This window comes from Cytobacillus oceanisediminis 2691, from assembly GCF_000294775.2.
In the GTDB taxonomy this organism is placed as follows: domain Bacteria; phylum Bacillota; class Bacilli; order Bacillales; family Cytobacillaceae; genus Cytobacillus; species Cytobacillus pseudoceanisediminis.
This window is the reverse complement of sequence record NZ_CP015506.1, coordinates 5,091,878-5,115,019: the sequence shown is the minus strand read 5'-3', so window position 1 is coordinate 5,115,019 and position 23,142 is coordinate 5,091,878. Positions and strand designations below refer to the sequence as shown.

At 44.0% G+C, this 23,142-nt stretch carries 18 protein-coding genes; 16 read left to right on the top strand and 2 right to left on the bottom strand.

What is annotated here, in order from left to right; all coding sequences use genetic code 11:
* Window positions 1–54: 54 nt before the first annotated feature.
* The 14 genes from yhfZ (at window position 55) to A361_RS25430 (ending at window position 16,776) form a co-directional block, all read left to right on the top strand.
* Window positions 55–987: a GntR family transcriptional regulator YhfZ gene (yhfZ, locus tag A361_RS25495; RefSeq protein WP_019380668.1), complete on the top strand. Its 933-nt coding sequence runs from the start codon at window positions 55–57 to the stop codon at window positions 985–987.
* Between the two features lie 67 nt (window positions 988–1,054).
* On the top strand, window positions 1,055–1,429 hold the full coding sequence (locus A361_RS25490) for a PRD domain-containing protein (protein ID WP_009332153.1): 375 nt from the start codon (window positions 1,055–1,057) through the stop codon (window positions 1,427–1,429).
* Window position 1,430: 1 nt separating this feature from the next.
* The gene (locus A361_RS25485; RefSeq protein ID WP_019380669.1) at window positions 1,431–1,790 is read left to right on the top strand and encodes a DUF2620 domain-containing protein; all 360 of its coding nucleotides are present in this window, start codon (window positions 1,431–1,433) and stop codon (window positions 1,788–1,790) included.
* 27 nt (window positions 1,791–1,817) lie between these two features.
* The gene (locus A361_RS25480) at window positions 1,818–3,110 is read left to right on the top strand and encodes a YhfT family protein (protein ID WP_009332151.1); all 1,293 of its coding nucleotides are present in this window, start codon (window positions 1,818–1,820) and stop codon (window positions 3,108–3,110) included.
* Between the two features lie 33 nt (window positions 3,111–3,143).
* On the top strand, window positions 3,144–4,061 hold the full coding sequence (locus A361_RS25475) for a phosphotriesterase family protein (protein WP_019380670.1): 918 nt from the start codon (window positions 3,144–3,146) through the stop codon (window positions 4,059–4,061).
* Complete coding sequence (locus A361_RS25470) at window positions 4,061–5,203, top strand: aminotransferase class V-fold PLP-dependent enzyme (protein ID WP_019380671.1); 1,143 nt, start codon at window positions 4,061–4,063, stop codon at window positions 5,201–5,203. The genes A361_RS25475 and A361_RS25470 overlap by 1 nt, the downstream gene beginning before the upstream one ends.
* A gap of 27 nt (window positions 5,204–5,230) precedes the next feature.
* A complete protein-coding gene (locus A361_RS25465) occupies window positions 5,231–6,391 on the top strand; it encodes a YhfX family PLP-dependent enzyme (protein WP_019380672.1) in 1,161 nt (386 codons plus the stop codon).
* Between the two features lie 2 nt (window positions 6,392–6,393).
* Window positions 6,394–7,587 carry a phosphopentomutase gene (locus A361_RS25460; RefSeq protein ID WP_019380673.1) on the top strand — a complete coding sequence of 398 codons (1,194 nt, stop codon included), beginning with the start codon at window positions 6,394–6,396 and terminating at the stop codon, window positions 7,585–7,587.
* Between the two features lie 123 nt (window positions 7,588–7,710).
* Complete coding sequence (locus tag A361_RS25455; protein WP_019380674.1) at window positions 7,711–9,447, top strand: methyl-accepting chemotaxis protein; 1,737 nt, start codon at window positions 7,711–7,713, stop codon at window positions 9,445–9,447.
* Window positions 9,448–9,686: 239 nt separating this feature from the next.
* Window positions 9,687–10,304 carry a cell wall hydrolase gene (locus A361_RS25450; RefSeq protein WP_019380675.1) on the top strand — a complete coding sequence of 206 codons (618 nt, stop codon included), beginning with the start codon at window positions 9,687–9,689 and terminating at the stop codon, window positions 10,302–10,304.
* 194 nt (window positions 10,305–10,498) lie between these two features.
* The gene (locus tag A361_RS25445) at window positions 10,499–11,065 is read left to right on the top strand and encodes a 3D domain-containing protein (RefSeq protein WP_019380676.1); all 567 of its coding nucleotides are present in this window, start codon (window positions 10,499–10,501) and stop codon (window positions 11,063–11,065) included.
* A gap of 228 nt (window positions 11,066–11,293) precedes the next feature.
* Window positions 11,294–14,074, top strand: a complete 2,781-nt coding sequence (locus A361_RS25440) for a DUF6359 domain-containing protein (protein ID WP_019380677.1) — start codon at window positions 11,294–11,296, stop codon at window positions 14,072–14,074.
* 81 nt (window positions 14,075–14,155) lie between these two features.
* Window positions 14,156–16,138 carry a bifunctional metallophosphatase/5'-nucleotidase gene (locus A361_RS25435; protein ID WP_157888562.1) on the top strand — a complete coding sequence of 661 codons (1,983 nt, stop codon included), beginning with the start codon at window positions 14,156–14,158 and terminating at the stop codon, window positions 16,136–16,138.
* A 146-nt stretch (window positions 16,139–16,284) separates the two neighbouring features.
* Window positions 16,285–16,776, top strand: a complete 492-nt coding sequence (locus A361_RS25430) for a hypothetical protein (protein ID WP_019380679.1) — start codon at window positions 16,285–16,287, stop codon at window positions 16,774–16,776.
* A 100-nt stretch (window positions 16,777–16,876) separates the two neighbouring features.
* Here A361_RS25430 and A361_RS25425 read toward each other — a convergent pair whose 3' ends face one another.
* Window positions 16,877–18,991 (bottom strand): SA1320 family protein, encoded by a 2,115-nt coding sequence (locus tag A361_RS25425; RefSeq protein WP_019380680.1) that lies wholly within the window; start codon window positions 18,989–18,991, stop codon window positions 16,877–16,879.
* A 13-nt stretch (window positions 18,992–19,004) separates the two neighbouring features.
* A complete protein-coding gene (locus A361_RS25420) occupies window positions 19,005–19,946 on the bottom strand; it encodes a DUF1672 family protein (protein ID WP_019380681.1) in 942 nt (313 codons plus the stop codon).
* Window positions 19,947–20,257: 311 nt separating this feature from the next.
* On the opposite strand from A361_RS25420, the gene A361_RS25415 reads away from it, so the two are divergent.
* Complete coding sequence (locus A361_RS25415; RefSeq protein WP_019380682.1) at window positions 20,258–21,553, top strand: amidohydrolase; 1,296 nt, start codon at window positions 20,258–20,260, stop codon at window positions 21,551–21,553.
* Between the two features lie 16 nt (window positions 21,554–21,569).
* Window positions 21,570–22,997, top strand: coding sequence for a M20 family metallopeptidase (locus A361_RS25410; protein ID WP_019380683.1), 1,428 nt, complete (start codon window positions 21,570–21,572; stop codon window positions 22,995–22,997).
* Window positions 22,998–23,142 lie beyond the last annotated feature (145 nt).

The following is a 23,142-nucleotide window of genomic DNA, read 5'->3' as shown; positions in this document are numbered from 1 at the left end:
ACTTATAATATACAGTTTTTCGTATATTGATTAAAGGTAAAGAGGTATTACATTATGAGCCGTATTTGGGAAAGTTTATATTCAAAGAATGGGCTGGCTGCAAAGTTTATTGCAAAGGAGCTTATTCAGTTTTCTGAGGGAGAGAGAATCCCCCGCGTAAGTGATTTTACGGAAAAGCTATCCTTGGGCCGGGGAACTGTTCAGGGGGCATTAAGAGTGCTGGAAGATTTGCATGCCATAGCTCTTGAATCCAGAGGGCATCTTGGGACCTTTCTGAAGAAGAGGGACATCAACCTGCTGTATGAGATTGCCGGGATCGGACCAGTGATGGGCGTAATGCCGCTGCCTTATTCCCGCAAGTATGAGGGATTGGCGACTGGCATTGTCGAAGGGTTTGAGGAAATCAACAAAAAGTCTGGCCTTGCTTATATGAGAGGAGCGAGAAGGCGGATCGAATCATTAAAAACCCGGCGCTACGATTTTGCGATCATGTCTCAGCTGGCGGCAGAAGAGGCAGTGCAGGAGTTTGAGGGCCTGGAAATTCTCCAAACACTTGGACTGGAGACCTATGTAACGTCCCATAGAGTCTTTTTTTCAGATAGCAAAAACAGCGAGATTACTGATGGCATGAAGATAGGAATTGATTATTCATCTGCCGACCAGGCAAATATTACCCTCCTTGAATGTGAAAAGCACAAGGTTGAACTGATAAAGGTGGACTATATGCAGCTTTTCAATATGCTGAAAAACGGCAGTATTGATGCAGCGGTCTGGAATGCAGATGAAGCGAGGGCGCTAAAAACGTTTGCCTCCTCTGACTTTAAATCAAAAAAGGCAAAGGAACTGGCCATAAAAGCAACCACAGCAGCCATTGTCATAGAAAGTGAAAGAACAAATATCAGGGAACAAATCCAGCTCCTCCAGTTTAATAAAGTGGAAGAGACCCAAAGGCTGGTGGAGGAAGGAAACAAGTATCCTCACTATTAAGAAACTGAAGTTCTAGTTTCTTATCAGCACTAATATACTAAATACTGTATTCTGGAGGGAATTAAACATGGATTTAAATCAATTGAAAGAAAGAATGGACATTCTTTTAGCTTCATCTGTTGTCAGTACCAAAGCAGCTGATATAAGCACGTTAGCGTTTATGCATTTACAGTCACACTTGAAAAAAGATGCTATAGATGGAGCTGAAATGCTTTTCACCCATTTGCCGACAGCTCTGACGAGAATTGAAAAGGGTGAACAGGTTGAGGCTCCCCATCCTGCCTTGCTGGATGAAGTTAAACAGTCACTAGAAGCATCAGTGGCAATAAAAGAAATCGATTACGTACAGCAGCTATGGAAGAATCAGCTCCCCCAAGAAGAAATCGATTTTCTGGTCATACATTACACAAATGTACTGCAAATCAACAAAGGAGGAAATTAAGATGAAAATTGTAGTTGGCGGACAGGTTGATAAAAAAGAGATTGAGAGCTTGATAAAAGAGCTTGATAGCAGCATAACGACGATGGTCAAGTCGGATCTGGAGGCTGCGATGGCTGTTAAGACGGGACAGGCAGATTATTATGTGGGAGCCTGCCACACAGGAGGCGGCGGAGCTTTGGCCATGGCGATTGCACTACTCGGCAAGCCAAATTGCGAGACCGTCTCCATGCCAGGAAAAAAGCCTGTTGAGGAGAAAATTGTAATCGCTGTCAATGAGGGGAAGAAAGCGTTTGGATTTACAGCTGACCACAAAGAGACCGCAGTGCCTATGATTATCAAAGCTTTAAAGAATAAAAGCTAATCCATTTTATCTGAGGGGGAAAAAGAAATGGAAATGACGTTAATTATCCTGATTGGTGCCGTTGCTGCTGTTTTGGCCAATATGAATATTGCGGTTTTCAATGATGGGCTTCGTCCAATTGTCTCCGAACATGTGGAAGGCAGGATGAAGAGAAGGGATCTTGCCTTCACTGCCTTTGCGATGAGCTTCGGCCTTGTAATCGGATTTGGAATACCTTTTACACTCTCGGCCAGTATCATCCTCGTTCACAGTATCCTGCTGGGAACAGATATTATCGGTTTGCTGACACCGAAAAATAAATGGGGAACACCGCTTGCGGCTGTGATTGGCGGTGCTTATGGAGCAGGGCTGTTAATCGGACTCGAAGGCTTTGTGAAGCTGTTTGATTATCTGCCGCTTAATTTCCTTGAAGCTATGGGAGCGGTTGGAACACCGGTTGTCGTAACGTTTATGGCATTCCCGGCGCTTGCGGTTGCCATGCAGTTCAGCGTGAAAAAAGGGGTTATTACGTTTATCGTATCAGCATTGATCCGCCAGCTCGCTGTCTGGCTGAATGAAAGCGGAGTCCTTACGATTTCAGGAACTACAGTAACACTGAACCAGGAAGGAATGGCCCTTATTACAGGAATGATCTTCCTTCTTGTATTTGCCATGAAGGAAAAGGCAGAAGAAGGCTCTTCCATCGACCTTGCCGCAGTATTCAGTGACAAAGTGGCGAAAATCAGAAAAAATGTCGTGTTCTTTATGATTATTGGCGGTCTTATTGCTGCTGCTACGAATCTATGGATCATGGCAGGAGATCCGATTTCTCTAAATCTATTAGCGGAAGGCAAAGCAACAGATGCCGGAATTGCAGCGGCTGCCCGTGCACTAGGTTTTATTCCGCTTGTAGCCAGTACAGCAATTGCAACAGGCGTATACAGCCCGGTCGGATTTACGCTCATTTTCGTCGTCGGATTTTTCTCCCCGAATGTTTGGGTGGCTTTAATCGGCGGGGTCATTATTATTTTCATTGAAGTTATGCTATTAAGTTCAATTGCGAGATTCCTTGATAAATATCCCGGTGTGCGTAATTCCGGAGAAAATATCCGCAGTGCGATGACCAAGCTTCTGGAAGTAGCCCTTTTGATCGGTGGAGCAAATGCTGCTAATGCGATTGCACCGGGGTTCGGATTCTTCTTCATCGCCGGATTCTATTTGCTGAATGAAGCGGCAGGACGCCCAATTGTCCGTATTGCGGTCGGCCCTGTGGGTGCCATTGCAGTCGGAATCATTGCTAATATCCTGGTTGCACTTGGAATCATGAACATACCTCAGTAAAGGAACCAAATAAAGAGAACGGAGTGGACAGCCATGATACAAACCGTACTTGGAAAAATTGCTCCGGAAGAATTGGGGATTTGCTCGGCTCACGAGCATCTCTCCATTGACCTTTCGCGAGTGAAAAAAGATCCGGATACCATACTGGATGATGAACAGGGCATGCGTGAGGAACTGGAGGATTTCTATCGTCTCGGCGGAAGGTCAATGGTGGAAGTGACGAATGACGGCATGGGCCGGGATGCTCATGTGCTAAAAAGGCTGAGTGAGGCAACAGGGGTTCACCTTATTACATGCACAGGCTTCTATAAAGATCCTTATATCCCCCATTTTGCAGACGGCTGGAATGCGGAGCAGTTTGCACAGCATTTTATAAAAGAAGCCAAGGAAGGGATTGCCGAAACGGGCATTCTCCCGGGTGTCATCGGGGAAGTGGGCACTAGCAAAAATGAAATGAAGCCGATTGAACGTGAGCTCTTAATTGGTGCCGCTATGGCTGGAGCCGAAACCGGCCTTCCGGTGACCACTCATACAACGCTCGGAACACTCGGGCTTGAGCAGGTGCAGCTGCTGACAAAGCATGGCCTTCCGGCTGATCAGATCATCATCGGCCATCAGGACCTTAACCCGAATAAAGACGAGGTTCTGGCTGTTTTGGAAACAGGAGCCTATATCGCTTTTGATACGATCGGAAAAAATAATTACCGTCCCGATGAAGAAAGAGCCGCTTTCCTCCTGGATTTCATAAACCTCGGGCTTGAAAAGCAAATTCTTCTTTCAGCAGACTTAACCCGCAGGTCGCATTGGAAAAAGCACGGAGGACCGGGATATGGACTTGTGCTGGAGACTTTTATTCCAAGATTGAAAGAATCAGGAGTTCCGGAAAGCATTCTTCATCAATTCCTGACCGTTAATCCATCCAGAGCTTTTTCAATAAGGGAGCGATCATAGTGTCCACATATAACCGAGCTGAATTAAAGTACGCAAAATCAGTTTTGCCAAGCCTATCGATACAGGAAGCACAGGAAAAACAATTCAAACTGGTAGACAGAATGAGCCGCTATTTCAAAGGCAGGCAATTTCTTTCAATGGGAGACCTTGGTGTTTCTCCAGCTTATAAGCGTCCGGAACAGACGTATCTTGTGGAAAGAGTTCTGGCGGATTTCTTTGAAGCAGAAGACTGCGCCCTTGTCAGGGGAGCCGGAACAGGCGCGATCCGCAATATTCTAAGCATGCTTTTGTCTCCTGGAGATGAAATGTTCATTCACACTGCACCTGTTTATACGACGACAAAGGAAACGTTAAGGATATTGGGCATTAAAACCGTCCAGGCAGATTACAACCACCTCGAGGAGGTCAGAATGGCCATCAGAAGTAATCAAAATCCTAAGGTTTTTTACATTCAGCATGCACGCCAGCAGCCGACAGATCATTATCAATTGGCCGAAGTCATCAAAGCCGTGAAGGAAGAACGCCCGGATCTTCCAATCGTCGTGGATGACAATTATTGCGCGTTGAAGACAAAGGGAATTGGCGTGGAATTAGGAGCGGATTACTCAACCTTTTCCGGATTTAAGCTTCTCGGGCCGGAAGGAATTGCGGTCATTGCCGGCAAAAAAGAGGCCATCGAACGGGTGCATCACTATAACTACTCGGGCGGCGGCCAGGTTCAGGGCTACGAAGCCATGGAGCTTTTAAGAATGATGACATTTGCACCTGTATCGCTGGCTATTCAAAACGAGCAGGTGGAAGAGCTCTGCCGCCGTCTGAATGAAGGGGCTGTGAACGGGATTCGCGCCGCCTACATGACGAATGCCCAATCCAAAAATGTCATTGTAGAACTCGAAGATCCGATTGCCCAAAGAGTGATCAGCATCAGTGATGAGCATGGGGCGGCCACTCATCCGGTTGGGGCGGAATCAAAATATGAAATTATCCCGATGATTTACCGAGTTTCCGGCAGCTTTTTGGAAGCACAGCCCGAGCTGAAGGAATATGGACTGCGCATTAATCCGATGAAATCAGGAGCGGGCACGATCATCGGCATTCTGGAAAAAGTGATACCTCTTGCAAAAGAAGTGCAGCATCGTTGATACCCGTAAATAAAGGGGGAAGCTTCAATGTTTTTAGATGTAACAAAGCGCAGAAATCCTAAGCTTATTCAATCAGGTGTCACTTTGCACCAAAGCGGGCAAATACCCCCGAATACGTACGTGATTGACCTCGATATACTCGGAGAGAATGTAGAAGCTCTGGCAGAAAAGGCAAAAAATCATGACTTTACGCTTTATTTCATGAGCAAGCAGCTTGGAAGGCTTCCGTTTATAGGCCAATTTATTGCAGAGCACGGAATTGAAAGAGCGGTTGCTGTTGAATTCGACGAAGCCAAAACATTGGCAGAAGGCGGCGTTAAACTAGGAAATGTCGGCCACCTGGTTCAGCCGGGGAAAAATCAGTGGCCGGAAGTGCTGTTGTGGAATCCGGAAGTCATTACCCTATTTTCCCTTGCGCGTGCCAGACAGCTTTCTGATGCAGCTGTTCAATCAGGCATGGTGCAGGATGTACTTCTCAGGGTGTATGCAGAAGGCGATATGATTTATCCCGGACAGCAGGGCGGCTTTCGATTGGAAAAGCTGGATGAAGAGCTTCTCGAACTGGCCGGGCTTCCAGGGATTAACATAGCAGGCGTCACCACCTTCCCGAACCTTCAAATATCTCAGGACAGGAGAAGCATGGAGCCGACTCCTAACTTTAAAACCCTCCTAAAAGCAAAAGAGGTTCTGGAGAAAAAGGGCATTATTGTAAAGCAGGTAAACGGTCCAAGTGCGACCAGCTGTGAAACCATACCGTTCCTGGCAGAACAGGGTGTAACACATGGAGAACCGGGACATGCCCTCACCGGAACGACCCCGCTGCATGCTTACCGGAATCTCCCTGAGAAACCTGCCATTGTATATGTAACGGAAGTGTCCCACCAGGATCAGGAGCATTATTACGTCATTGGCGGCGGCTATTACGGACGCTCCCATTTAACCGGGTGTCTGGTCGGAAACAATGAAAAAGACATATTGAGGCAGTATGTAAAAGCAATCGAACCGGCTCCTGAAGCGATTGATTACTATGGCGCGATTGAGAAACCGAACGGCTTTAAGATTTCTGAAGGCGATACAGCTGTTTTCTCTTTCCGTACCCAGGTGTTTGTCACGAGGGCCCATATTGCCCTGGTAAAAGGAATTCAGAGCGGAAAGCCGGAATTGGTTCACTTTGAGAGGAAGTGGTAAGGATGGCAAAAGCAATTCTGCTGGTGATTGACAGCTTTGGCATCGGGGCAATGGAGGATTGCGGAGAGTACAGCCCTGCTGACTGCAGGGCCAATACCTATAAGCATATCCGAGAATCGGTTGATTTTTTAAACATACCAACTCTATATCAGCTTGGGCTGGGAACGCTTGTCGATGGCAAGGCAGCCCCTGCCAATGCTTACGGTTGCTCGGCACTGGCCCATCACGGGGCAGATACGTACCTCGGGCATCAGGAAATTGCCGGAAGCTGCCCGAAGCGCTCAAATAAAAGGCTGATGAAGGATATTCATCCGGATTTGGCACAAGCATTAATAGAAGCAGGCTGCCAGGTTGAATACCCATGGGAAGACAGGCCGGTGCTGCTGGTAAACGGTGCCTGTGTCATTGGGGATAATCTTGAATCTTCATTAGGAAATATCATCAATTTAACCGCTGATTTTAATAAAATGCCTTTCCAGGAGTTAAAGAAAGTCGGAAAGATTGTCCGCCAGAACGTAGACACCAGCCGTGTGATTGCTTTTGGAGGACCCTATACAACCATCGAACATATCCTGTCAGTTGTTCATGAAAAAAATTCCGGCCAGTGGGGAGTGGATGCCCCGAAGGCCAAGGTGTACGGCAAAGGCTATGAAGTCTATCACATGGGCTACGGTGTAAACATAGACGGACAATTTCCGATGATAGCTGCCAGACATGGCCTTAAAGTATATCGGATTGGCAAAACGGCCGATGTTTTGCATGGAGAAGGACCTGCAGATCCGATTGTGGATACCGAGAAGGTTTTGCGAGCTTTAGAGAAATCTTATTTGGGAGAAAAAGAGGACGCGGCGTTTCTGGTTAATGTACAGGAGACAGACCTGGCCGGACATGCTGAGGATGCCGAATGGTATGCCAGACTGCTGAATACAACCGACCAGTGGCTCGCAGAATTCCTGCCCAAGATGGCAGAGGAGGATCTAATAATTATTATGGCCGACCATGGCAACGACCCGACCATTGGCCATTCCAACCATACGAGAGAATACGTTCCAATACTCACTGCCGGGAAGCGGGTAAAACCGGTGAACATAGGGAAGCGTAATTCGATGGCTGACGTTGGGGCGACATTTAGCGAGTTTTTTAGATTGCCTGCGACTGAGGAAGGCGAGAGTTTTTTGGAAATGATTATTGATTGAGAGAGATGCTGGAGCCGAAATGGTTTCAGTATTTTTTGTGTATTTCCTGATTTTACTAGTGCTATTTTACTGGGTTAAAAGTTATAATCCATTTATGAAATATTTACTAATGGAGTGAAATATATGAAAAAGCTCAGCACTAGAATTGCAATGGTTATGGCGCTTGGAATGGCAATTGTTTTACTCGGCAATATTGCTATGCTCTACTTAAGCACGAAAAATTCAGTAGAGTCTTCTATTGAAAATTTTAGTATAAGTATTGCAGACAATATAGCTTCAAAGATGCAAACAGATAAGTATGAGGATTTTTTGAAGAATCCCGAACAGTCTGAGGCCTATTGGGATCTTCGGGAACAGCTGAATGATTTTCGGGAGAAAACGGGTGCGTTTTACGTTTATACTTTAATGGCCGATTCCGAGAAGAAAGAGCTCTTTATAATGGTTGATGGCCTGCCGAAGAACTCGGATATGGCTGCGGAAATTAAAACACCGACAACTGCTACAGCGTATGAAGATATTTCTCCTGTATTAGATGGAAAAGCATCAAGCTCACCGATCGTTCATGATCCGGAATATGGGGATTATCTTTCAGCGTTTGTACCAATTAAAGCCGATGGAAAAGTAATCGGGATATTGGGTGTCGACATCAATGCAGAGAATGTTAATAGTATTTCAGATCAAGTACTGCAAAAAGAGCTCCCTATGAACCTGGTGATAAATATACTGTTAATCCTTGCAGTTGTTGCCATACTGTCCTGGTTCGTCAAAAAAAGACTGCACCCTCTGCAGAATATCAGTTCAGCAGCCCAATTGATGGCTGATGGAGATCTTCGGGGTGCAGAAGAGAAGGCTAATTCCATTAAGGTAAAAGGGAATGACGAAATTGGTTTTGTTACAGAGTCATTCAAAAAAATGACGCATCATACAAAAGTGATGGTTGAAGATATAAAAGCATCTTCAGAAGCACTCTTGGTCTCCTCGGGTAAAATAGAAAACAAGATGGAAGAAATCAGCCAGGCAAGCAGCCTGATTGTCAGAGGGATTCAGGAAGTGGCAGGGGCTACTGATACACAGCTGATCAGAAGTGAGGAATCTGCGAAAGCAATAGAAGAAATGGCCATAGGCATACAGCGTATTGCGGAAGCTTCGACAGATGTGAGCGAACAATCCAATACAGTTACACAGCAGGTAAAAGAAGGATTTGATGAAATTCAATCCATCATCCGGCAGATCAATGAGATTAAAAAGACTGTAAATGATTCATCCCTATTTATAGAAGAGCTGGGTACGCAGGCTATTGAAATTGAGGATATTGTGAACCTGATTTCAGGCATAGCAGAGCAAACCAATCTGCTTGCATTAAATGCAGCCATTGAAGCAGCCAGAGCAGGCGAACATGGCAAAGGCTTCGCGGTTGTATCCCAGGAGGTTAAAAAGCTGGCAGAAGGCTCAAAAGCATCTGCTGCACAAATTGCCGAAAAGCTAAATCACTTTAGATCGTCCATTGAACAGGCAGTCGGAAATATGCATGCGAGCTCAGGTAAAGTGGAAGAAGGCACAGTTCTGGTCAATAGTGCCGGAGAGAAATTCAATCAGATTCTGCATGCTGTTGAAGGTGTTACTGGGGAAATTCAGGAGGTTTCTGCTGTAACAGAAGAGCTCTCTGCCGGATCAGAAGAGATTTCTGCATCCATTGATGAATTTGCGGGTCTGTCTAAAGACACAGCACAAATTTCCCGCGAAGTCGCAGCCTCAACAGACCAGCAGGAGGATGCGGTAGAAAAGATTTCAGAGCTGACCGTTCAGCTGAGTATGCTTTCTAACCAGCTGGAACAGTCGGTGGAGAAGTTTAGATTATAAGATGGAAGCCGTTCTCTATAGAGAGCGGTTTTTTATTTTGTTATTAAAAGTGAATGATATTCGAGAGAGAAGTTCTAGAAGTGACACCAAAAATGTCCCCTTTGTCCCGTTTGAAAAAATAAACCATTTGACTGAGTTTTCTCAGGGACCATCTAGGGAAACAAGCAAAGGTGAACTTATTACCTTATCAAAAGGGGGGCAGCCCTGCTCGACATATCTACATAAAGAGGAGTGTTCAAATGAATTACATAAAGTGGATCGCGGCAGCAGCCGCAATGGTATTTGTGCTGAGCTTCAGCCAGCCCAAGGCAGATGCCGCTGTTCTAAAGAATGGCTCAGCAGGCCCGGAAGTTACATATATTCAATCAGCATTGCAAAAGCTTGGTTACTTTAATACAGACAATACTGGGTATTATGGGACGGTAACAGAGAATGCAGTAAGAAACTTTCAATATGATTTCGGTTTAGCAGCTGATGGCATTGTAGGAGTTAACACAGCAGAAATGCTTAGAAATGTGGACATGCTGGCTCATGTGGTTTATGGGGAAGCGCGCGGGGAAAGCTATGAAGGCCAAGTGGCAGTTGCGGCTGTCGTTCTTAATCGTATGGAGTCCAATGAATTCCCGGATACTCTCTCAAATGTTATTTTTCAAAAGAATGCCATTACAGCTGTGAATGACGGTCAGTACTGGCTGCAGCCCGATGCAGAAGCTTATCAGGCAGTAAGAGATGCTTTTGATGGATGGGATCCAACTGGCGGTGCAGTCTATTATTACAATCCTTATACAGCTACAGATCAATGGATATTTACTAGAACAGTCATTAAACAAATCGGCAGTCACAATTTTGCCTACTAAATTGAGGCACCTTTCCTGTTCAAGCGGGGAAGGTGCCTTATTTAGTTCTTCTTATAATAAAAGAAAATCTGGTAATTTATATTACAAAAATATTAAAATCGCTTTAATCTGTAACATAAAAAGAGTTTTACTGAAATCTCTCTGTTATCTTATGGTGTTAATATGTTCCTATCAAGGGACATAAAGGAGATATCATGAAGAAATTAGTAATCTATCTAATCACAGCTGTTTTTCTATCGTTTGGATTTTCCAATGTCACTTCAGCCGCAGGAAATACGTATACAGTAAAAAAAGGGGACACGCTTTGGGCGATCTCTAAAAAACATAATGTTACCGTTAACCAAATTAAATCCTGGAATAAATTAAAATCAAATACAATCAAACCAAAACAAGTGCTAAAAGTTACTGCTTCATCGGCAAAAGCTGCGGCACCTAAAAAGACAGCTGTAAAGGCTGCATCAACGAAAGCCTATAAAGAAATTAAAGTGAAAGCGACTGCCTACACTGCCAGCTGCAAAGGGTGCAGCGGCATTACTTATACAGGAATCAACCTGAAAAAGAACCCGAACGCCAAGGTGATTTCGGTGGATCCGAAGGTTATTCCACTGGGATCAAAAGTTTATGTACCTGGATATGGAGAGGCAATTGCAGGCGACAAAGGCTCTGCAGTAAGAGGCAATAAAATTGACGTCTTTATTCCAAACAAACAGAAAGCCCTGCAATGGGGCAGCAAAACGGTTACTATTAAAGTTTATAAATAATAGAAATGAAGAGAATCTTCCTGGCGGGGATTCTCTTTTTGTTTGGGAAAAAATATCTCCGGTGCGCATCTGGGTTTTTAGACCTATTTATGAAACGGGAATATTTTCTCATTTTTACTTATTTACTCAATTTTTACAAATATCAGATTGTATACCAAAAAGAAGAGTGATTTACTAGAATGGTAGTGTCATGTAAACGTTTAAAATAAGGAAATAGGAGTGGATTACATGATTGGAAAGCAGCGGAAAAAGTTGCTTAGCTTTATTAGTGTCTTTGCTTTGATTCTTAGTCTTTTTAGTCCTTTTGCCACGGCAAGTGCAGAAGAAGTGAAGTCTGTGGCAGAAGCTATTGCGGATAATAACGGAGTTGCCACAGTCGAAGGTTATATTGTTGGAGTTACAAAGAGTACTTCAAGCTATAGCCATAGCGGTCCGTTTACAATGGCAACCAATATTGCCATGGCAGACTCACCCGATGAAAGAGATCCCGGTAAAATACTGCCGGTTCAGCTTCCGAGCGGGTATGTGAGATCAGGATTAAACCTGGTGGACAACCCTGATAATCTTGGAAAGAAAGTTCAAATTACCGGTTCACTGGAAGCCTACTTTAGTGTTCCAGGATTAAAGAACTCATCGGCTTATTCTTGGGTGGAAGAAACAGACCCAACAAAAGTTTCAGCTGTAACAGCTTCCCCTGAAGCAGGTCCAGTTAAGCAGGGAACAGGTATTGTTTTATCGACAGAAACGGAAGGAGCAGTCATTCATTACACGGTGGATGGATCAGAGCCAACTTCTAAAAGTGATACATATACTGATCCGATTGTCATTAATGAAAGAACAACCATTAAAGCCTTTGCTGTTAAAGAAGGCTTAACAGACAGCAGAGTAGCTGAATTTACTTATACGCCTGCATTAGGCGGACTTCGCATTCATGATATTCAAGGTGCAGGGCATTATTCCAAATATGCCAACCAATATGCTGCGGATGTGGAAGGCATCGTCACAAAAGTGGCAGATGCAAACAATTTCTATATGCAGGACCTGCAGCCTGACCAGGATCCTAATACTTCTGAAGGAATTCTCGTTTACAAGAAAAATCACGGAGCACAAGCGGGCGATGTGGTTACAGTAACAGGACAGATTAAAGAATGGGTACTTGACGGCTATGCTGAAAAACTGGAGACAGATTTGCCTGTAACCGAAATTAATGCTTCAGCAATTAATAAAATAGCGTCAGGCCAGGAGCTTCCGGCTCCAGTCATTCTCAGTAAAGAAAACCTGCCAACTGAAGTGATCGATAATGACAGCTTTGGTGAGTTTGATCCGGAGCAGGATGGAATCGATTTTTATGAAAGCCTGGAAGGCATGCTTGTTCAGGTGGACAACCCTAAAGTAGTTGCGCCTCAAAAATACGGTGAGCTTGTGGTTGTTCCAGGAGATGTTGAAACAAACACAGCGGCAGGCGGACTGCGCATTTCAGAAAATGATTATAATCCTGAGAGAATCACATTGGATATTAACGTTGAAGATTTTGTTGCCAAAATGGGCGACAGCTTTAAAGGCAGCGTCCAGGGTGTCGTCAGCTACGGATTCAGCAACTATAAAGTATTAAGTGATGCAGATTCATTGCCGGAATTTGAGGAAGGCCCTGCGGCAAGAGAAGAAACAAGTCTTATCCCTGAAGAAGATCAATTAACCATCGCGTCTTATAATGTTGAAAACTTCTCAACAAAAACGGATGCGGAAAAGGTTACGAGATTAGCAGAAGCAATCGTTAAAAATATGAAGCACCCGGATATCATTGGTCTGACAGAGGTTCAGGATAATGACGGACCAACAGATAGCGGCACAACAGAAGCCGATCTAAGTGCAGCATTATTAATTGAAAAAATAAAAGAACTGGGCGGTCCAGCTTACACATACACAGATATCGCTCCAGAAGATAAACAGGATGGCGGCCAGCCGGGAGGAAACATCCGTGTCGGCTTCCTTTATAACGCTGAAAGGGTAACATTATCGGAAGGCGAAAAAGGGTCAGCAACGGATGCGGTTGATTTTGAAGACGGCAAATTAACGCTAAACCCAGGACGCATTGATCCCGCCAATGAAGCATTTGAAGATAGCCGCAAAGCATTGGCGGCCCAGTTCGAATTCCAGGGCGAAAGCGTTATTGTCGTAGCTAACCATTTTAACTCGAAAGGCGGGGATCTTCCGTTATTCGGCAAAGTGCAGCCTCCCGTCTTAAACAGTGAAATTCAGCGCATGAAAATCGCTAACGTGGTTAACGGTTTCGTAAGGGATGTAAAAGCAGAAGACCCTAATGCCAATATCGTCCTGCTTGGCGACTTTAATGATTTTGAATTCTCCAATCCTTTAAAGGCATTAAAGGGCGATGAATTAACCAACATGATTGAAAAGGTTCGGGCAGAAGAACGCTATACGTACAACTACCAGGGAAATGCACAGGTGCTGGATCATATTTTAGTATCCAACAACCTTGCCAAGAAAACAGAGGTTGATATTCTTCATATTAACTCTGGCTTCATGGAAGAACACGGCCGTGCAAGTGACCATGACCCTGTCATGATTCAGACAAGCTTAAAGCCGGCAGTTAAACCGGAAGAGCCTAAATATGATCATGTTTTTAATCTAGTAAACTACCACGCGAAGAAATTCGTTGTTGGACCACATAATGCCTTGGTGATTATGGATGGAACATCCAGCCTCTCGCAAGGATTGTGGCTGAAGAAATCCGCCGCGGTTAAAGGCGAAGGCCTGAGAAATACAAAAGTGGTTATCAGCTCTGCCAACAAAGGAGCAATTGTCGATTTAACAGGATCAGATATAAAGGAAGTCATGGTCGAAAGCAGCAAAGTTGTGGAAATCCGCGGTGCCGAAAATGTCCAAAAATGGACACTTGGGAAAAAAGCGGATCCGTCTCATATTATTTTCAAAGATTCGGAGGGGGAAGAAATAGATTCTCCGTATGAGGAAGAGGAAGCAGCATAGCAGTTGAAGCCGGAGTTTAATACTCCGGCTTTCAATCTCTCACTTTATAAAACAAATCAACTTCTGAAAGGAGCAGTATTCATGAAATTGCCTATTAAAGTATTATCAGCTTTAACCTTATCATCAGCATTAACCATCTCTACAGCCGTTCCGGCAGGCCTGGTTTCAGCAAATGAATCATCAGCTGCAGATTTTACACTTTCCTTAATGCATACCAATGATTCACACGCCAATATGGACAGCGCCGCTAAAAAAGTGACGGCTGTAAAGGAAGTAAGAGAAGCAAATCCGGACGCCTTGCTTGTTGATGCAGGAGATGTTTTTTCCGGAACATTGTATTTTAATAAATTCCTTGGACAAGCTGACCTGGAATTCATGAATCTGATGGGCTATGATATTATGACTTTCGGAAATCATGAGTTCGACTTGGGTTCAAGCGCAGAAGGGCACAAAGCACTGGCGGACTTTGTAAAAGGTGCACAATTCCCATTTGTCAGTTCGAACGTAGATTTTTCTAAGGATGCAAACCTGCAGGGATTATTCAGTGATGTGATATCAAGCGAACCTGCTAATGGAAAAATATATAATGGCATCATCAAAGAAGTTAATGGAGAAAAAGTAGGATTTTTTGGTTTGACTACAGCTGAGACGGCGAGTATTTCCAGTCCTGGTGATGTTACATTCAAGGACTATATCGAAGAAGCAGAAAAAGCAGTAAAAGCATTTGAGGGTATGGGAATCAATAAAATTGTGGCTGTAACTCATATTGGTTATGATGATAATCCGAATGTGGATAATGATTTAACTTTGGCTGCACAGGTAGATGGGATTGATGTGATTGTGGGAGGACACAGCCATACGCAATTAAATGAGCCAGTGGTTGTGGCAGCTGATGAAACAGGAGCAGCAAAGGACCCTACTGTCATTGTTCAAGCCGGCCAGTACAATAATTATCTCGGAACACTGGATGTACAATTTGATGAGGCAGGAACAGTAGTTGGGCAAGCTGGAGAGCTTGTTAAAATATCGGATAAAGCAGACAATCCTGAAGCTGCAGTGCTTCTTGAAAAATACTCCTCACAAATACAGGAATTAAAGAACACTGAAATTGGCGCAGAAACCGTGACTGCACTCGAGAATCCGCGGACAAGCGGAGACAGCACAGGGCCAAGTGTACGGAAAAATGAAACAGCGCTAGGCAACCTAATTACAGACGGCATGCTTGCAAAAGCCAAGCAGTATAACAGCAATGTCACCATGGCTCTTCAAAATGGAGGCGGTATTCGTGCAGGGATTGACGCAGGACCAATCACTGTTGGAGAAGTGATAACTGTTCTCCCATTTGGCAACACATTAGCAACTATGGAGCTGACGGGAGCTGAACTGAAGGAGGCTTTTGAAATCAGTATGGGTCAGTATCCGGCAGAAAACGGCGGCTTCCTGCATGTGTCCGGTGCAAAAGTAGAATTTGACTCCACAAAGCCTGCCGGTGAGCGAATCGTTTCGATCGCTTATAAAAATGATCAGGGCACATACACAGAAATCCAGGATAAGCAAACATACACAATCGCTACCAATGCTTTCACAGCCAAAGGCGGAGATGGTTATACAGTTTTCGCAAAAGCATACCAGGAGGGACGGGTAACAGATCTTGGACTTTCCGATTGGGAAAACTTTGCCGAACACCTATCCAGCCTGGGTACTATCACACCAGCAGTGGAGGGCAGAATTGTAGATGTTGACAGTCTGCCGCCAGTAACAGAGCTGGATTTTGAAAAGAAATATAATCTTACTGATGATAAAAAGAAGAAGCTAGTAGTGAACAAGGTTTCTTTTATTAATGTAGAAGAATCCGCAGAAATCAAAAACGGCATCTGGCTCAAAAACTCTGCTGTATTGCAGGGCAAAGGACTTAAGAACGTGAGTGTCCGTGTAACACCAAAGAAAGAGCCGATCATCGTAGACTTTAGCGGTGCAGAAGTGAAAGAAGTCATTGTTGAGAAAAGCGATTTAGTAGAGCTTAGAGGGGCAGAAAACGTTAAAAAGATTAGTTATCGTAAGTAATAGAAAATTAGTATCGAAGATGAAACTGCACACCGTAGATAGTGTGCAGTTTTCTTTTAATGGCTCAAATGCTTCCTCCCTTTTGCTGCTCTTTTTGATATGATGGATTTAATATATTAAATGGTAATAATTTTGGAGGAGCAGGTATGGCTGGTATAAAATCAATAAACCTCGATGGGGAAGAAATCTATGTGTTTAACAGTGCCATCTATATTTTTGAATCGTCTGAAGGAAGTACGCTGGAAGTGGATCTGATTGTGAGCGAGGTTACTCTAAGAAAATATCAAGACAGGGAAAGCCTGATCACGGAAATTGAATTGGAAGATGGGCGATCACTAAGTTCATTTATGTTTCTAAAATCTGTACCGGGCAAGCTGCCAAGGTTAAGCTTATTTTGCGAACTTGATCCGGAGGAGTCATACGAAGGTGTTTTAAGAATAAATGAGGAACATCTGGACTTTCCGGATATTGAGGAGGGCATGACGTTAGAAGAAATCCGAAGAGTGGAAATGCCGAATGAAAAAATCACACTTAAATTAAACCTGCCGATTAACCAGGTGGAATGGCTGAAGGGGCAGAAAAATAAGGAATTGAATCAGCTTTTTAAAGAGCTGTTAAAGGGATATATGGAGAGGTAACAGAAGATTTAATAAGAAGAAAGAACAAAACCGAGCTGGCGGCTTAGCTCGGCTTTGTTCTTTTTAACAATGGGACAAGGTGCCTATCCCAATGTCCCTGTTAATTAATCGTCCCGCGATCTACTTGTTCATAGAGAATTCCCATATTACTCTTCACCTTTTTGGATACCTCGCACAAAGCATCAATCGCTTCAGCTTTATGGTTTCCTAATTGATAAACCACATCATCAAATAGCATTTCCATCTCTCTTAAAATGGCGATGGATGCCAGGTTATAGAGGTGGACGTTAAAGTATCCGCTGTTGTCAAAAATGGCGGTTTCCACATAAGGTCTGAAATTATTTAATAGAGTTGGATATTCCACAATTAAACGCCCTAGCCCCTTACGTACACCTTCAATGGTAGCTGCCAATTCATCCAATGGCTCCAGAGCGTTTGCGATGCTGTTTCTAATTTTATCATCAAAATCTGAAAATAAGCTGATAAGCTTTCCAGGGATGGTATAGCTTAAAGCAAAATTAGCTGCCCCTTTGATGCTGCTAGAAAGGATCTCCAGTGTGCTTTCGACGGCGAAAGTTAGAAGCTGTCCCTTCTCCAGAAGAGGGAAGAGCAGTGCCTGAGTCGATGCAGTAAATGCAGTGTAGGCAGTATCCATCTGAAATTCCTTTATTTTCATTCTCAATTCCATATAAGGGGAGTCTTCTAGTTTGTAAGTATTGGTTCCCTGTACCGAGATCGAATCGGAATGAGTAGACTTGCTCTTAATGGATTGCCCAAGAGATTGATCCCGCATTTGAAAGTTGGCTGCAACATCCTGTACTTGCTTTTGGAATTCGCTGATATGAGAGAGAAGCTTATCTCTGTTACCGTTGACAATACCGTAATGGGCGTTTAATTCACCTACTATTGCATCATACCAGGCATCCTTTCCGCCTCTAAATAGTTCAGGAATTTTGTCTGAGACAATGTTAATAATGCCTCTTGAGATGTTCTGAATATCAGACCTCAATTCATACAGCTGATTGCGAAGTTCTGCAAACAAGCTTTCTACACTGACATTCGTCCGGAAAATATGCTCAAGAAGCTCTGCCGGAGGAGAGTTTAGTATATAATTCAATGATTTGCTGTGGCTTTCCGCAATATTTAATAATGAAATCAAATGGTCGATTTCCGCCGTCAATCGGTTGCTTATAGCTGTGATGCCAAGAAACAGCGGCTCACTGATTATGTTTTCAAACAAATCCTCGAACGTATTTTGCAGCCGGTTAAGTCGCTCGTAAAACCGATTTCCTTCATCCTCTACAATGGCAACCGAATTGCCCAGGTACTCATGAGCAAGGTTCAGTCTTTCCGTAACATGGCTTTGCAGAGAAGAAGCAAGTATATCCAGATTCTCTTTATTGATTTCAATGCGTTCTGAGTGTCCTCCATAGAGCGGGATTCCTGTCCAGATGCTTGACACGATATGAGCGTCTGCATCAATATAAATCCTGCCATATCCCGGCTTTCCGACTTCTCCTATCACATAGAACTGGGAGCCATCTTCGTTCCGCAAATAGCCTGTATGGTTTGTAGCAAGCTTTGAGAATTCAGGAATCCCATTGAAGATTTCATACTGTTTGCCTGGAATCCGGCCATGCAGATCCAATGCAATCAAAGTTTGAGTCAGCACATCGTAGCTGCTGAAGTAATTTGTAATATTATCATAAGTTTGATTAGGATCCACCATCCCCTCAGGAAGCAGGGCAGGGTTTAAAGTAACTGCATTTACTTCTGGGTTTTCAACTGCTACTGCACCAACCAGACCCCCGCCAAGTGAATTTCCCGCGATCGATTTAACGCCGCCAACCTGGTTAAATTTTTGATTCATTTCAGTATAATAGCTTCTTGCTGCAGCCAGCTGGGCGGGAGTTAGGTCACTTAAAAGCTGTGCATCAGTCAGAATATCTTTGTTGCCATATTTTCCGCTTGCATCTGTGCCTACATAAATGATGGATATTTCCTCTGTCTCCATATTTACGACTGTCATAGCATCAAGGCCAGTAGGGTCTTCATAACGAGTATCGATAACTGTATAGTCTGTATTATTTACCTGCAGAACCGATTCAAATAGCGGATAGGTATATGCATGAAGGCCTGCCAGTTCAACTAAATCTTTATCATTGTTTGCTGCTATACCTGTATTAATATTTGGTGAACCCTTAAGAGTATCCATATATTCACCTGCTTTATTCCTTAATAATGTAATCCGGGAATCCGCGTTTTAAAGAATTATCTTTAGCACCTTCCGAACTTTGTTTATCAATGAAGTTATCATTAAGAGAGAAGCTGTATGTGCCCTTAGGTATTGAGTCCATTTCTTCCAGCTCTTTCGTGATTTGATTAAATATTTCTTCACTTGGTTCTGCCTGCTTATCAGCCATAAATAATTGTATATTGATTTTGAAGTTTTCAGGATTAAACGAGCCCTCTTTATAGGCATTCCTCAAATTTTCCGTACTTTCATCAGGATTGCTTATATAAAGGTCATAAACTGGTTTAATAGCCTCTTCTTTACTTGTTAATGCAATAAAATAATATGGAGTCATATATCCGTGTCCGCCCACATTTTGGAGGGCATCCTTTGTTTTTCCGGTTACCTGACCTTCTGCTGCAAGAGTCTCAAGATAGTCGTCGAGCTGTTGGAACTCTTCATTAAAGATCATGTGATACAATCCGCCTTTAATGGCATTTTCCACCTGGAATTCGTCCGCCCATATCTTTTCTGTCATCACTTTCTTTTCTAGTTCATCAATTGGTACTACAGCATAAGTGTAGAAATGCGGCTCACCTTTGGATTCTACAAACACAGTAGCCCCATCCTTAGCACCCACCACGTTATGCACCGTTACATCGGTCTTATATTTCTCCTTAAAAAACTCAATTGCAGCTTCCTCTATTTCATCAAGACTTTCATCAGCAATTTTATCGGTTTCTTTTCCATATGGAAGTGCATAGCCTTCACCGGTATAATCCTGAACACTGATCAGTGATTCTTCAGAAGGGGCAGCCTGTGTTTCTTTTGATTTTTCACTTTCCTGATTGTTATTTGCGCTATTCATACCAGAACATCCTCCAAGCATTAATGATATGCCGACACTGCAGAGTAAAATTTTCGTTTTCTTGTGCATTAGTTAAATGTCCTCCCTAAAGGAATGTGCCATTCAAAGTATATCCCTTATTTTAGCGGATAGAGTTATATTTTTACAGTTTAAACGTGGAAAATTACACTTTTTAGGTAAAAATAGGGATAAAGTCAGGGGGTGAATAGGGAGTATTATACTAAAGATTTGCTAAATTCGGTTCTTGCTGTATAAAAATTCAACGAATCACATTTTAATAGTTAAAAGTTTACTTTGAATTTTCTAATAACATGTGTATAATACATTTAAGGTAATGAAACGGAAAATGTCCGAAATAATATTCAACAAGGGGGATCATGATGGACAGCAGCTTTTTAAAGGAAATAACTCCCCAGCTGATCAAATGGCGGCGCACTTTGCATGCTCTGCCTGAATTGGGGTTCATGGAGTACATCACTACATACAGAATCGGAAAAGAACTGGAGAAGATGGGTTTCAAGCTTTATTTAGGGAAAGACGCGCTTGACGAGAATTCCCGTATGGGGCTTCCTGCACAAGCTGATCTTGAAGCTCAAGAGAAGAAGGCGAGGGATTGGGGTGTTGAAGAGTCCTGGCTCGATCAAATGCGCGGCGGGAATACCGGGCTTGTGGCAGTCTGGGATACTAACAGAAACGGAGACCATGTTGGTTTCCGCTTTGATATTGACGCATTGCCAATAAACGAATCGACAGATCCTGCACATCGTCCAGCCAAATACGAATTTGGCTCGAAAGAAGAGAATGTGATGCACTCGTGCGGACATGACGGACATACTGCCATCGGACTTGGGGTAGCCCAGTATATTTCTTCCCATGGGGATCAACTAAAGGGCCGCTTTACCCTTTTGTTTCAGCCGGCTGAAGAAGGTGGAAGAGGGGCTCGGGCAATGACAGACAAGGGCTGGCTTGATGATGTCGATTATTTTTATTCAGGCCACATCGGCATTAAGTCCCTGCCCGTTGGAACAATTGCAGCCACAACGCCGGGATTCCTGGCTTCAACTAAATACAATGCTTATTTTAAAGGTGTTTCCTCACATGCCGGCATTAATCCGGAGCTCGGGAAAAATGCTTTATTGGCCGCGACAACGGCTGCTAACAACCTATATGGCATTCCGCGCCATCATGATGGCGTCACCAGGGTGAATGTTGGGAAGCTTGCTGCAGGCAGCGGCCGGAACATCATCCCGGGAGACAGTTATATGGAAATAGAAGTGCGGGGTGAGACACCGGAGATTGCTCAATATATGGCTGAAAAAGCGACCCGGATTATTAAGGCGGCAGCAGATATGCATGATGTGTCCTGCACAATCGAAGCAGTCGGAGTTACGGAAGTGGTTGTCTGTGATAAAGAGCTGATACCCAAAATCACCGAATGGTGTGCATCAAGCGAGCTTGTGAAAGAAGTGCTTCCTTCAGTCCCTGTCTCCGGATCGGAAGATGTCAGCTTTATGATGAATAGGGTCCAGAAGCATGGCGGCAAAGCTACGTTTATGCTGTTTGGAACGAAGCTTGATTATCCTCACCACCATCCTCAATTCGATTTCGAGGAAGAGGCTTTACTAGTTGCGGTTGATGCTTACATTCACATCTTAAATGGAGGATCAGCCATTTAAATTAAAGGAGGAAATCATGTCGAACAACTTTGCAAAAACATTTTTAACAGAGAACAAAGAGACGTTTGAAAAAATCAGTGAGTATATCTATCATCATCCGGAAACTAGATTTGAAGAGTATGCATCAGCAGAATTTTTAGCTTCTGAGTGCGAAAAAGCAGGCTTTCAGGTGGAACGCAAATCCGGAAACATTGAAACCGCGTTTGTAGCTTCCTATGGAAGTGGAGCCCCTGTTATTGGCTTTCTCGGGGAGTTTGATGCTCTGTCCGGATTGGGGCAGGTGCCCAACAAGACTTCGTACGAGCCAACCGAGCTGAAAGTCGGTCACGGCTGCGGGCATAATCTGCTTGGGACCGGCGCTTTTGCGGCAGCCTGTGCAGCAAAAAAGTATTTAGAAGAAAACAATCTGCCTGGGACTGTAAAGTTTTTTGGCTGTCCGGGTGAAGAAGGCGGTTCCGGAAAAACCTTCATGGTCCGTGAAGGAGTATTTGATGGGGTGGACGCAGCCTTAACATGGCATCCATCTCCTGCCAACAGCATCATGAGCTTATCGAGTCTCGCAAACTATCAGGTTTATTTTCGATTTAAAGGCTTATCGTCACATGCGGCGAACTCACCTCATCTTGGGCGAAGTGCACTGGATGCGGTTGAGCTGATGAACGTGGGTGTGAATTACCTTCGCGAGCATGTCGTGCCGGAAGCCAGGATGCATTACGCCATCACCAACACAGGGGGCATCTCGCCAAATGTCGTACAAGCAGACGCTGAAGTGCTGTATCTGATCCGCGCACCAAAGGTTCAGCAGGTGGATGAAATCTACAAGCGGGTTTGCAAAATCGCGGAGGGCGCGGCTCTGATGACAGAAACAGAGCTTACCATTGAGTTTGACAAGGCATGCTCCAATTATATTCCAAACCGCAGCCTTGAAAAAATTCTCCATCAAAGCCTTCAGGAAGCCGGCATCGAAAAACCGGACGAAGAAGAAAAGGCCTTTGCCGAAAAGCTTTGGACAACCCTATCAGAAGGTGAAAAAGAAAGCTATTTAGATATTTTAAGAGGATTTGGATATGTAGGGGACGGCAGTGAGTTTGAAGGAAAATACCTGGCAGAAACAATCTCAGCCTATGAACCTTCCAAAGAAGTTCTTGCCGGCTCTACAGATGTCTCAGATGTAAGCTGGGTTGTTCCAACCGCACAGCTGACCGCCTCAACATCAGCACTGGGGACACCGCTGCATACATGGCAGATGACCACACAAGGCATCAGCAGCTATGCCCACAAAGGCATGCTCCGGGCAGCAGAAGCCATGGCTTTAACAGCTGTCAAACTGCTGACAGACCAGGAAGAATTAGAAGCTGTCAAACAGGAGTTCAATGAATTCAAACAAGCTAATCCTTACACATGTCCAATTCCTGAAGAGGTAAAGCCATCTACTTTAAAGTAACTTCTCATTCGGACAGGAAAAGCTGAAAACCGGGAGAAGCAGTCTGAACCAGGCGCTCAGTCGGACAGAAGAAGCGGAAAACAGGGAGAGTGAGTCCGAACTTAGCGCTACTTCGGACAGAAGAAGCAGAAAACAGGGAGAGTGA